The organism is Kaistia granuli DSM 23481 (genome assembly GCF_000380505.1).
GTDB lineage: Bacteria > Pseudomonadota > Alphaproteobacteria > Rhizobiales > Kaistiaceae > Kaistia > Kaistia granuli.
In genome coordinates this window covers 232,417-244,619 of the sequence record NZ_AQYH01000001.1, presented here as the reverse complement: position 1 = coordinate 244,619, position 12,203 = coordinate 232,417, and the positions used below count along the sequence as shown (strand labels likewise).

Genomic DNA, 12,203 nt, shown 5'->3' with positions numbered 1-12,203 from the left:
CGCGCAGCCTACTGGCGCTGATGCCGGAACTCGGCACCCTCACCCGGCGACAGGCCGCGAGCCTGGCCGGCTTGGCCCCGCATCCGCGCGATTCCGGCAACACCAGCCGGCACCGCACCATGCGCGGCGGACGCACCGAACTCAGGCCTTTGCTGTTCATGGCCGCCCTCAGCGCGGCCAGGGCCAACCCCGGCCTGCGCGACTTCTACCGAAGCCTATGCGCCGCCGGAAAGCCAAAGCGCCTCGCGCTCGCAGCCGTCGCCAGAAAACTCGTCGTCCTTGCCAACGCCTTGCTCAAACCAGATGCAACAGAACTGACTTGATGACGGCGAGAGTGGATCGACGGCGGAGCCCCTCACCTCTTCCCGAGGGAGAGGCGAAAGCAGTCCCCTTCCGGTGAGGGCAAAGAAAAGATCAGAAATTCCGGCCGTAGCCGGTGGTCCAGCCGCCGTCGACGGCGAGCGACTGGCCGGTCGTGTAGCTGTTCAGCGGATCGACCAGGAAGAGGACGGCATTGGCGACGTCGTCCGCCGTGCCGGCACGGCCGAGCGACACGTGGGAGAGCATCGCCGCGTCGCCCGTCGCCTCGCTTTCGTCGTCCGGCTCGACGCGGCCGACCGCGACGGCGTTCACCTGCACGGCCGGGCCCGAGACCATGGCAAGCGCCCGGGCGCCGGCGATCGCGGAGGCCATCGCCGCCGACCAGGCGGGATGGCGGCGCATTGGGACCAGGCCTGCGGCCGAGACGAGATGGACGATGCGGCCCTTTCCACGCGCGACCATGGCACTTGCGACCGCCTCGGCCTCCGCCGCCAGCGCTTCGGGACGATAGGTGGCGTCGGGGACCAGCGGATGGGCGAGAATCAGGATATCCGGCGCCTCGCTCCGGCTCGCTTCGCCGCCCACCGTCGCGCCATTGGCGCGGAGCGCGGCGACGACCGCCGCCAGAATGGCGGATTCGACGCCCACGACGCGCGCGGTCTGGCCGGCCAGTTCGACTTCCATGCGTTCTCCCCCGAATACGCTTCAGCGCGCAATCGTTTCATGAAAACGCCGGCACGCTCAACCCCTTGTCCCGGCGCGCTTTTCCCGCCAGCCCGTCGCGTCGCCCGATCGTTTACGGGTGGCAACGGCCGACGGACCTCGCCCCGGACCGCCTGCCCCGCAATCTCCCATGATTTGCCGGGAAACGGAGAAATTGGGCCTTGGCAACGCGCCGCTCGATAACATAACATCATGCTATTATAATTTTAGATGCGATGTCCATCCTGGACTCGAGGACGCATCGCCCCGCCGCCAGGCGGGGAAAGGGAGGAAGCATGAGCGCCCAAGCCAGCCCGGAAGCCACCAGCCCCGACGGAAAGAAGGGCGGGAAGCCGGCCGCCGCGACGCCAAAAATCATCAATCCGGTGTTCCGCAGCGCGCCGGGCAAGGTCCTGCCGGCCGGGCTCAGCGCCGCGGCGTTGCTGGAGCTCTACGAGCGCATGGTGCTGCTGCGCCGGTTCGAGAGCGTGGCGCAGACGGCCTGTCGCAAGGGCGAGACGCCCGGGTTCCTGCATCTCTATATCGGCGAGGAAGCGACCGCCGTCGGCGTCTGCGCGCATCTTCGCCCGACCGACTGGATCACCTCGACCCATCGCGGCCATGGCCATGCGCTCGCCAAGGGCATGGACCCGAACATCCTGATGGCGGAACTGTTCGGCAAGCGCGACGGCTGCTGCGGCGGCCGCGGCGGCACGATGCATCTCTATGACCGCTCGACCGGCCTGTTCGGCACCAACGGCATCGTCGCCGCCGGCATCAGCCATGCGGTCGGCGCCGGCATCTCGGCCCGCACGCAAGGCAAGGACGGCGTCGGCGTCGCCTTCTTCGGCGACGGCGCCACCAATCATGGCGGCTTCCACGAATCCTTGAACTTCGCCGGCATCCAGAAGGCACCGGCCGTCCTCGTCTGCGAGAACAACCTCTATGCGACGGCGACGCCGCTCGCCTCGGCGACGCTGAACCCGGAAATCGCCACGCGCGCCGCCGCTTACGGCATCCCGGGCGTCGCCGTCGACGGCAACGACGTCATCGCCGTCTGGCAGGTGATGGCCGAGGCGATTTCGCGCGCGCGGGGCGGCGACGGCCCGACGCTGATCGAGGCCAAGACCTATCGCACCGTCGGCCATCACGAGGGCGACCCCGTGACCGGCACCTATCGCACCCAGGCCGAAGTCGACGAATGGCTGAAGCGCGACCCGATCAACCTGTTCCGCGCCCGCCTGCTGGATGATTTCGGCACCGCGTCCGCCGATGAACTGGGCGCGATCGACGCGAAGATCGACAAGATCGTCCAAGCCTCGCTCGAATTCGCGCGGAATTCGCCGGAGCCGGACGCCGCTACCACGGCGCTGCATGTCTATGCCGAGCCGATCAACCCGCCGGAAGCCCTCGTGCAGGCGGCGCCGACGACGAGCGTGACGCAGAGCTGGCTCGACGCGGTGCGCGACGGCATCGCCGAGGAGATGCGCCGCAACCCGCATCTGCTCTATTTCGGCGAGGGCACCGGCGAGCGCGGCGGCACCTTTGCGCATACGAAAAACCTCTGGGCCGAGTTCGGGCCGCATCGGATGGTCGATACGCCGATCTCCGAGCAGGGTTTTACGGGAGCGGCGATCGGCGCCTCGGCAACGGGCGCGCGGACGATCGCCGATCTGATGTTCGCCGATTTCGCCTTCGAGGCGGCCGGCCAGATCGTGCTGCAGGGCGCGAAGCTGCGCTACATGTCGAACGGGCAGATGAACGCGCCGATGGTGGTGCGCGTCGGCTCCGGCGCGGTGCGCTCGGCAGGCCCGCATCACAGCGGCACCTATCATCCGAGCTGGGCCAATATTCCGGGCCTGATCGTCTGCATGCCGTCGACGCCGGCCGACGCCAAGGGGTTGATGAAGACGGCGCTCCGGGCTGGCGATCCCGTCATGATGCTCGAGCCGAAGGCGCTGTTCGCCTCCAAGGGCGAGGTGCCGACGGGCGAGCATTTCGTGCCGTTCGGCCTGGCGCGGATCGCGCGGGAAGGCAGCGACATCACCATCGTCTCGGCCGGCCAGCTTGTGCATCGCTCGCTGGAAGCAGCGGAAAAGCTGAGCGCCGAGGGCATTTCGGCCGAGGTGATCGATCTTCGCACCATCATGCCGCTCGATGTCGGCACGGTGGCGAAATCGGTCGCCAAGACGCACCGGCTGCTGGTGGTCGACGAGGGCTGGGGCGCGTTCGGCGTCGGCGCCGAAGTGGCGCAGGCGATGAACGAGCTCGCCTTCGACGATCTCGACGCGCCGGTCGGCCGGCTGCATACGGATGCGCAGCCGCATCCGCTCGCGCCGGCTCTGGAGCGCGCCATGCTGGTCGATGCCGACAAGATCGCCGCCGGTGCGAAGGGCGTGCTGGCCGGTAGGCCGCCGGTGCCGAAGCACTGGCGCTATCTCGGCGGCCAGGCGGCCCCCGCTCCCGTGGCGACCGCTCCGGCGGCGCTCAGATCGGTCGAGCCGACAGCAGCACCGGTACCGGTGCCGGCGGCTGCCGCTCCCGCCGCAATTGGCGACGGCGAGCCGATCACCATGCCGTTCGGCGATCTGACGATCTCCGAAGGCACGATCGTCGGCTGGTTGAAACAGGAAGGCGACGCCGTCAAGGCCGGCGAGATCGTCGCCGAGATCGAGACCGACAAGGCGGTGGTCGAGATCGAGGCGCCGGTCGACGGCATCCTCGGCCCGATCGAGCAGAAGAAGGGTGCGGTCGTGCCGATGGGCGGCCGCATCGGCAGCGTCCGGGCTTGAGGGGACAAGCATGAACGCCCCCGCCAGAACCCTCGCCTCGCCCTACGCCAAGCGCCTCGCCCGCGAGCGCGGCGTCACGCTGTCGCTCGTCACCGGCTCCGGCCCGAACGGCCGCATCGTCGCCGAGGACGTGCCGCTGACGCCGGTCGCGGCGGCGGCCCCGGTACCGGCAGCCGAGGTCGTCGTCGCTCCGGCGGCGGCGCCCGTCGCCGTCGCCGCGCCGGTCCGGTCGATCTCGGCCTTCGCCGCGACCATCGACCTGGCCCCGCTCGCCGCGTTCATCGCGGCATCGGGTTCGCATCTGTCGATCGACGCCTTCCTGGTCCGGGCAGCGGCCAGGGCTGCCGGTTCCCATGCCGTGACGGTCCGCTGGATGAAGGCGGAAGGTGGCGCGGTGACGATTCCGCGTGCCGTCGCGCTGGCGCCGAGCGAGATCGCCCGGCGGATCGGGTCGGAATCGGATGCGCCGGCGTCGGCTGACAAGGCGATGCTGGTGTCGCGGCTCAACGCCAAAGGCGTGCGCCCAGTCGCGGGCGGCCTGCCGGCGGGGGTCGACCTGCGCGTGCTGGTTGTCGCCGGCGACGGCGAGGCGACCGCCGAGGCGCTCGCCGTGCACGACGCTGACATTATTCCCGAAGTGGAGGCCGGCGACATCCTCACCCGCTTCCGCGACCTGCTCGAGGCGCCGCTGCGGCTGCTCGTCTGACAAGACGGGCCCGTTAACAGAGCGGGTCGCAGGGGCTAACAGAGGGGTTAACACGAGCGCCGTGTTAACCCCTCTGTCGTTTCACATCATGTAGCCGGCCGTCCAGCCGCCATCGACGGCAAGGATCTGGCCGTTGATGTAGGACGATTCAGGCGCGGCCAGGAACAGCACGGCTTCGGCGATCTCCTCCGGCGTGCCGGGGCGGCCGAGCGGGATGTGCTCCATGAACGCCTTCGTCTTCGCCTGGAACTGCCCCTCGGCGCCGTAGAACAGCGCCTTGGTGCCCTCGGTCATGATCGAACCGGGCGCGATCGCGTTGGTGAGCACGCCCCGCGGCCCGAGCTCCAGCGCCATCGAGCGGGTCAAATGGATGATGCCGGCCTTGGCGGCGACGAACGGGCTCTGCAGCCGCATGGCGGCGAGGCCGACCACCGAGGCGATGTTGATCACCCGCCCGCCCCGCCCGCCGGCCAGCATCGGCGCCAGCGCGCCGCGGCTCATCCGGAACAGGCCGTCGAGATCGATGCCGACGATCCGGCCCCACTCGTCATCCGGAAACTGGTCGACATTGACGCGATGGGCATGCGTATTGACGCCGGCATTGTTGACGAGAATGTCGAGCCGACCGTAGATCGCCATCGTCGCCGAGACGGCCCGCTCGATCGAGGCGGGATCGCGGATGTCGACCGTGACGGCGAGAGCGTCCGGCAGGCTTGCCGCAACGTCGCGCGCACCCTCTTCGTTGATGTCGGCGACGATCACCGACGCGCCATTGGCCGCCAGCCGGCTGACGATGCCGCGTCCGATGCCGCCGGCGGCGCCAGTGACGAAGGCGACCTTCCCCGTTAGATCGCTGCGCATGCGCCCTGCCCTCCCCGGCATCGGTCCGAACAGGCCGGACTTCACTGATCTATTATGATACTATAATCTAACACGCCGAGCGGCAACCGACGCAAGCTGCGATGACGGATTGGTGCGACGTGGATAACTTCGCTAATTTAGTATGCGAACAAATACGATTCTGAGGAATGAGCAGGGTGAGAGCCATCAAGACGGAGCCGGCCAGCGAGATATCGTCCGATTCTCCGGGCGCCGCTGCCACGCTCGACAGCTTCATGCCGCGCGTCCTCTCGCGCGATGACGGCCCGCTTTATCGCCAGCTCGTCGGCATTCTCCGCGATCCGATCACCAGCGGCGCCCTGCAACCGGGAACCTCGCTGCCGCGCGAGGCCGATCTCGCCGAGCGCTTCGGCGTCAGCCTGATCACCGTCCGGCAGGCGCTGCGCGATCTCGAGAATGACGGGCTGATCAAGAAGCGCGCCGCCAAGCCGGCGATCGTGACGGCGCCCGCCGCCCCCGCCATGCCGAGCTTCGCCTTCCGCAGCTTCGCCCAGATCGCCGAATCGACCAAGGGCCGCGCGCTGGAGATCCATTCCTACCGCAAGGAGCGCTCGTCGGCCGCCACGGCCGCCTTCGGCCTCAAGCCCGACGAGGCCTGTCACTGCCTGCGGGCGACCCTGCACCAGAAGGGTGGCCCCACCGGCCAGACGACCTTCTATTTCCCGCCCGCCATCGGCGGCCGGCTGAAGCGGGCCGATTTCGACGACGTCGTCGTCTTCCGCGCCGTGCAGCGCCATCTCGGCATCCAGTTGTCCGGCGCCAAGATCACTGTCCGGGCCGACATCGCCGACGAAGCGCTGGCGAAGACTCTGGACTATGTGGTCGGCGGGCCGATCCTGGTGATCGAGATGCTCTACCTCTCCACCGATGGCGAACCGGTCGAACTGACGATCAACAAGAACCGGGCGGATCTGTTCAGCCTCTCCTACGACGCGCCGAACGATCTCGGTTGACCGCCAGCAGGCTGGACAACCCAAAGACATTATAATAGCATATATTTATTCGCCGCATGGAGGAGATGCGACGGATCGTTGACGACTTGCCATGTCGACGGCCTATGGTAGCGTTATCATGACGGATGCCGCCTTTCGGAAGAAGCATCCGCGCGCATGCTTGCAGCATTCCTTGAGGGAGGAAACACCGTGAAGCGCACAGCCGCAGCACTGGTCGCCCTGTCGGCGATCGTCTTGACCAACGGCATGGTCCCGCAGGCCAAGGCCGAGGAAAAGAAAACATACAAGATCTATCTCTCCAACAATTTCGTCGGCAATGACTGGCGCCAGCAGATGCTGCGCATCGCCGATACCGTGGTGAAGAAGCCGCCCCTCGCCGGCCGCGTCGACCTGAAGGTCGAGAATGTCGAGACGACGACGCAGGCGCAGATCAATTCGCTCAACAACATCATCCGAGCCAAGCCGGACGCCATCCTGATCGACGTCGGCTCGCCGACCGCGCTGAACCCGACGATCGAGAAGGCCTGCGCCGCCGGCATCCTCGTCATCACCTTCGACCAGGTCGCCACCGCCGATTGCGCCTACAAGCTCGAATCCGACTGGAACATGCTGCCGGCCGTGCAGGCCGAATGGATCGCCGAGAAGATCGGCGGCAAGGGCAAGGTGTTCGTTGATCGCGGCCTCGCCGGCGCGCCGATTTCCGAGCAGTTGCAGTCCGGCTTCGAGAAGGTCCTGAAGAACTATCCCGGCATCGAGATCGTCGGCTACTTCAACGGCAACTACGCGCTCGGTCCGGAACAGGAAGGCGTCGCCGCCCTGCTCGCCGCCCATCCGCAGGTCGACGCGATCCTGACCCAGGGTTACGGCTCCGGCGCCATCAAGGCGCTGCAGGATGCCGGCCGCCCGCTCGTGCCGGTCGCCGGTGGCGGCTACAACACCGCCTCGCTCGTCTGCGCCCAGACGGAAGGCGCCCAGTGCATCCTCGAGACCAACCCGGCCTATCTCTCGGCCGAGGCGCTGAAGCTCGCGGTCGACATTCTCGACGGCAAGGAAGTCAAGGAGAAGCACGTCTTCGTCTATGGGCCGTTCCTGTCGACCGACCCGCAGCCCTCGAAGCTTTATCCCGACGTGAAGATGCAGAAGATCGAGATCGGCAAGAACGCCTTCCCGGATCTGGCGCCCGGCCTGTCGCTGCCGATCACGCCGGACTGGGTCGAGATCACGGCCCAGGAAGCCGCCGGGACGTAGGGCTGCAAGCCCCTCACTCTGCCCTCTCCCGCCAGCCGGGAGAGGGAGCCAACAGAACTCCAGCCCTCGCCCGTTGGCGGGAGAGGGTTGGAGGAGGGTCTTGCTACCGGCTCATAGCAAGGAATTCCCTTCGACCCACGCCGACGAGCTTTCGCCTGCCGCTGCAATCCTGACCGGAGATCCGGCCACGCATGACCGACCTTCTGACCGCCGCCGCCGTCACCAAGTCCTATGGCGGCATCACCGCGCTCAGTCGCGCCGACTTTTCGGCCCGCGCCGGTGAAGTGCATGCCCTGCTCGGCGAAAACGGCGCCGGCAAGAGCACCTTCATCCAGATCCTCGCCGGCGCCGTCCGTCCCGACGGCGGTCAGGTTCATCTCGCCGGTTCGCTATACCGGCCGCGCAATCCGCAGGCAGCGCAGGACGCCGGCATCTCGCCCGTCTTCCAGGAATTGTCGCTGATCCCCGATCTGACGGTCGAGCAGAACATCTGGTTTCGCCGCGAGCCGCTTTCCGTCGCCCGCACCGTCAGGGCCCGTGCGCTGCGCGAAGCCACCGAGGCGCTGTTCGCGCGCCATCAATTCCCGACGATCCGGCCGGATCAGGAACTGCGCCGGCTGACGCTGGCCGATCGCCAGCTGGTCGAGATCGCCAAGGCGCTGTCGAGCGATCCCAAGGTTCTCATCCTCGACGAGGCGACCTCGGCGCTCGGACCGCGCGAAACGGACTGGCTGCTCGGCCTGTCGCAGGGCCTCGCCAGAGCCGGCACGCTCGTCATCTATATCTCGCACCGGCTCGGCGAGGTGCGCCAGATCGCCGACCGCATCACCGTCTTCCGCAACGGCGCGACGGTGGCCGCCTATGACACCAAGGCTGTCGACGACGAAACGATCATCGCCGACATGCTCGGAAGGCGCATGGACCGTCTCTATCCCGAGCGCAAGCCGACGGCGACCGAGCGGGTGGCGGTGCGGCTGCGCGGTTTCGGCGTCGGCCATCGCCTCGACGGCATCGATCTCGACCTGCGCGAGGGCGAGGTGCTGGGCGTCGCCGGCATGCAGGGCCACGGCCAGCGCGAGCTGTTCCAGGCGCTGTTCGGCATCGGCGGCGCGCGCGGATCGGTCGAAATCTGGGGCAAGACCAAGACGATCCGCGGGCCACGCCAGGCGCTGACCGGCCGCGACGGCCTCGCGCTGGTGCCGGAGGATCGGCGCAATCACGGCCTGCTCCTGTCGCGCAGCGTGCGCGAGAACCTGACGCTTTCGGTGATCTCGCGCTTCACCCGCTTCGGCATCACCGATCCGAAGCGCGAGGGAAAGCTGGTCGACGAGATGATCTCGGCGCTGAAGATCAAGGCCGGAACGCCGGAGCAGCTCGCCGGTACGCTCTCCGGCGGCAACCAGCAGAAGGTGATCTTCGGCAAGATGCTTCTGACCGAGGCGCGCATCCTGCTGCTCTACGATCCGACCCGCGGCATCGACGTCGGCACCAAGGGCGAGATCTTCCAATTGATGCGCGACCTCGCCGCGAAGGGCTACGCCATCCTGTTCTATTCGAGCGACCTCGCCGAACTGGTGCATGTCGCCGACCGGGTCGCCGTGCTGCGCAACGGTCGCCTCGCCGCGATCCTCGAAGGCGACGACAATTCGGAGCGCCAGATCCTGCGCGCCGCCATGATCGAGACGAGGGCGGCATGACGATGGCGACACTCGAACATCAACCGGACGGCGCGGCGACGCGACAAGGCAGGGCCGCATTCTGGCGCGGCAGGCTGCTGGCACAGGCCTCGCTGATCATCCCCTGCCTGATGCTGGCGGCGCTCCTCGCCCTCTACGGCTCGCTGCGCGAAGGCGTCTTCACCATCGACGAGCTGAACCTCGACACGGCGGCGGCGATGACACTGCTGTTGGCGGCGACCGGCCAGACCATCGTGCTCCTCCGCGGCGGCATCGACCTCTCGATCGGCGGCATGATCAGCCTCGGCACCGTGCTGGCGGCGACGCGTTTCGGCAGCGATCCGGCCCAGGCCGCCGCCTGGGCCTTCGGCATCGCAGCGATCGGCGCCCTCGTCGGCGCCCTCAACGGCGCGCTGATCACGGTGCTGCGCCTGCAGCCCTTCCTGGTGACGCTGGCGACCTGGTCGATCCTGTCTGGCACTGCGATGATCATCCTGCCGACGGATGGCGGCAGCCTGCCGGCCGGCTGGATGAAGTTCGGCTTTTCCCAATGGCTCGGCCTTTCCAGCTCGGTCTGGCTGCTCCTGCTGTTGCTCGCCTTCTGGTTCTGGTTCAAGCGCACGCGGCTCGGCATCTCGATCCGCGCCACTGGTTCGAACGAGCGCTCCGCCTTCCTCTCCGGCGTCTCGCCACTCGGCATCAACGTCGCGACCTATGGCCTCTCCGGCCTGTTCGCGGCGCTGGCGGCCCTCTATCTGACCACCCAGACCGGCGCCGGCTCGCCCACCATCGGCAAGGACTACATCCTGCCCTCCGTAGCGGCGGCGGTGATCGGCGGCATCAGCCTGTTCGGCGGCCGCGGCGGTCTCGTCGGCACCATCATCGGCGCCTACATCCTCACGATCATCGGCAATCTCGTCTTTGTGCTCGAGGTCTCCAGCTACTGGCAGCCGATCGTCTCCGGCATCATCCTGCTGATCGCGGTGCTCGCGAGCTCGATCGCCGAGAAATCCGCGCGACGGAGCCTCACATGAATTTCCGCCGCCATCGCGCCATCCTGCTCGCCTATCTCGGCATGATCGTGCTGCTGCTCTTGACCAGCGTCGTCGCGCCGGGCTTCTTGTCGGCGACGCATCTTCGAAGCACCGCCGTGCTCGCCGCCTTCATCGGCATCGTCGCGCTCGGCCAGACCTTCGTCATCATCGGCGGCGGCATCGATCTTTCCGTCCCCTGGGTGCTGAATTGCGCCGCCGTGCTGATGACGCTGCTCGCCGGCAGCCAGAACGCGCCGCTCGTCTGGATCATGCCGCTGCTGCTCGCCGCCGGCGCGCTGGTCGGCATGGTCAACGGCCTCGGGGTCGCGCTGTTCGGCGTGCCGCCGATCATCATGACGCTCGCCGTCAACGTCATCCTGCAGGGCGGCATCCTCGTCTACACGGGCGGCGCGCCGACCTCGACGGCGCCTCAAGCGATTCAGTTCCTCGCGGTCGGCCGCATCCTCGGCTTCCCGGTCATCCTGATCCTCTGGATCGCGCTGGCCGTGATTGCCACCGTCCTGCTGTCGAAAACGGCGTTCGGCCGCCATCTCTATGCCGTCGGCACCAGCGCCACGGTGGCCGAATTCTCCGGCGTGCCGACGCTGCGCACCACCGTGCTCGCCTACACGCTCTCCGGCTTCACGGCGGCGCTCGCCGGCATGCTCCTCACCGGCTACACCGCGCAAGCCTATCTCGGCATGGGCGATCCGTATCTCTTTACCTCGATCGCGGCGGTGGCGATCGGCGGGGCGTCGATCCTCGGCGGCAGCGGCCACTATATCGGCACCATCGCCGGCGCCCTCGTCCTGACCATCCTGACCGGGCTCCTACCGGCGCTGAACCTCTCCAGCGGCGCGCTGCTGATCGTCTATGGCGTCGTCATCCTCATCACCGTCTCGCTCGCCAGCGAGGCCATTTCGAGCCTGTTCGCCTTCCTGCCGCGCTTCGGCCGGCGGCAAAGCCCATCTGCCTAGAGGAATTTCCATGACCGACATCGAATGCGTCGCCGATACGAAGGCGCAGCTGGGCGAAAGCACCTACTGGGATCCGGCCAGCGAATATCTCTGGTGGATCGACATCTACGCCAAGGCGATCCATCGCTTCGACCCGCTGACGCGGCAGACCAACACCTTCACCGTGCCGGAATATCTCGGCTGCATCGCCGTGCGGGAAAAGGGCGGCCTTGTGCTGACTATGGCGAGCGGCTTCCACTTCTTCGATCCCGATACCGGCCAGCTTACGCCGATCGCCGATCCGGAGGCAGACCTGCCCGACAACCGCTTCAACGACGGCAAGACCGACCGGCAGGGCCGCTTCTGGTCGGGTTCGATGTTCGAAGCGCCCGGCAAACCTCTCGTGAAGAACGCCTCGCTCTACCGGCTGGACGCCGACCTCTCCGTGCACAAGGTCGTCGGCGGCTTCGGCTGCTCGAACGGCCTCGCCTGGAGCCCGGACAGCCGCACGCTCTACTACACCGACAGTCACGGCCCCGTCGTCTGGGCCTGGGATTTCGATCCCGCCACGGGCGAGGTCGAGAACCAGCGCCCCTTCTTCGACCTCTCGGAGATGGGCGGCGTCGTCGACGGCTCGACCGTCGATGCGGAGGGCTGCTACTGGGCGACCATCCCCTTCAAGGGCAAGGTGCTGCGTTACGATCCGGACGGCAAGCTGATGCGCACCATCGAGATGCCGACCGATCTGCCGACCTGCTGCGAGTTCGGCGGCCGGGATCTCGACACGCTCTATGTGACGACGGCGATCTACAACCGCACGCCAGAACAGCTAAGGGGCCAGCAGAACCCCGGTGGCCTGTTCGCGCTTGACGTCGGCGTCAAGGGTCTGCCGCTGGTGCCGTTCAAGGGCTGATC

The 12,203-nt window shown here is 67.5% G+C and carries 11 protein-coding genes; 9 read left to right on the top strand and 2 right to left on the bottom strand.

What is annotated here, in order from left to right; all coding sequences use genetic code 11:
- Positions 1–323 (top strand): transposase (locus G342_RS0101045; protein ID WP_018181243.1); only part of this gene is annotated, 323 nt, incomplete at its 5' end.
- Between the two features lie 91 nt (positions 324–414).
- Here G342_RS0101045 and G342_RS0101040 read toward each other — a convergent pair.
- A complete protein-coding gene (locus G342_RS0101040) occupies positions 415–1,005 on the bottom strand; it encodes an SDR family oxidoreductase (protein ID WP_018181242.1) in 591 nt (196 codons plus the stop codon).
- Positions 1,006–1,319: 314 nt separating this feature from the next.
- On the opposite strand from G342_RS0101040, the gene G342_RS22855 reads away from it, so the two are divergent.
- Positions 1,320–3,815: a thiamine pyrophosphate-dependent enzyme gene (locus G342_RS22855; protein WP_018181241.1), complete on the top strand. Its 2,496-nt coding sequence runs from the start codon at positions 1,320–1,322 to the stop codon at positions 3,813–3,815.
- Positions 3,816–3,825: 10 nt separating this feature from the next.
- The gene (locus G342_RS25075) at positions 3,826–4,521 is read left to right on the top strand and encodes an E3 binding domain-containing protein (protein WP_018181240.1); all 696 of its coding nucleotides are present in this window, start codon (positions 3,826–3,828) and stop codon (positions 4,519–4,521) included.
- 81 nt (positions 4,522–4,602) lie between these two features.
- On the opposite strand, the gene G342_RS0101025 is transcribed toward G342_RS25075, so the two are convergent.
- The gene (locus tag G342_RS0101025; RefSeq protein WP_018181239.1) at positions 4,603–5,382 is read right to left on the bottom strand and encodes an SDR family NAD(P)-dependent oxidoreductase; all 780 of its coding nucleotides are present in this window, start codon (positions 5,380–5,382) and stop codon (positions 4,603–4,605) included.
- Between the two features lie 167 nt (positions 5,383–5,549).
- Here G342_RS0101025 and G342_RS0101020 point away from each other — a divergent pair, with 167 nt between their 5' ends.
- The 6 genes from G342_RS0101020 to G342_RS0100995 all read left to right on the top strand — a co-directional run bounded on the left by G342_RS0101020 (position 5,550) and on the right by G342_RS0100995 (position 12,201).
- On the top strand, positions 5,550–6,374 hold the full coding sequence (locus tag G342_RS0101020; RefSeq protein WP_156830741.1) for a GntR family transcriptional regulator: 825 nt from the start codon (positions 5,550–5,552) through the stop codon (positions 6,372–6,374).
- 189 nt (positions 6,375–6,563) lie between these two features.
- On the top strand, positions 6,564–7,622 hold the full coding sequence (locus G342_RS0101015) for a sugar ABC transporter substrate-binding protein (RefSeq protein ID WP_018181237.1): 1,059 nt from the start codon (positions 6,564–6,566) through the stop codon (positions 7,620–7,622).
- Between the two features lie 191 nt (positions 7,623–7,813).
- Positions 7,814–9,319, top strand: a complete 1,506-nt coding sequence (locus tag G342_RS0101010) for a sugar ABC transporter ATP-binding protein (protein WP_018181236.1) — start codon at positions 7,814–7,816, stop codon at positions 9,317–9,319.
- On the top strand, positions 9,316–10,332 hold the full coding sequence (locus G342_RS0101005; protein WP_018181235.1) for an ABC transporter permease: 1,017 nt from the start codon (positions 9,316–9,318) through the stop codon (positions 10,330–10,332). Before G342_RS0101010 ends, G342_RS0101005 begins: the two co-directional genes overlap by 4 nt.
- Positions 10,329–11,309 (top strand): ABC transporter permease, encoded by a 981-nt coding sequence (locus G342_RS0101000; protein ID WP_018181234.1) that lies wholly within the window; start codon positions 10,329–10,331, stop codon positions 11,307–11,309. The genes G342_RS0101005 and G342_RS0101000 overlap by 4 nt, the downstream gene beginning before the upstream one ends.
- A gap of 10 nt (positions 11,310–11,319) precedes the next feature.
- Positions 11,320–12,201 carry an SMP-30/gluconolactonase/LRE family protein gene (locus G342_RS0100995; protein WP_018181233.1) on the top strand — a complete coding sequence of 294 codons (882 nt, stop codon included), beginning with the start codon at positions 11,320–11,322 and terminating at the stop codon, positions 12,199–12,201.
- Positions 12,202–12,203 lie beyond the last annotated feature (2 nt).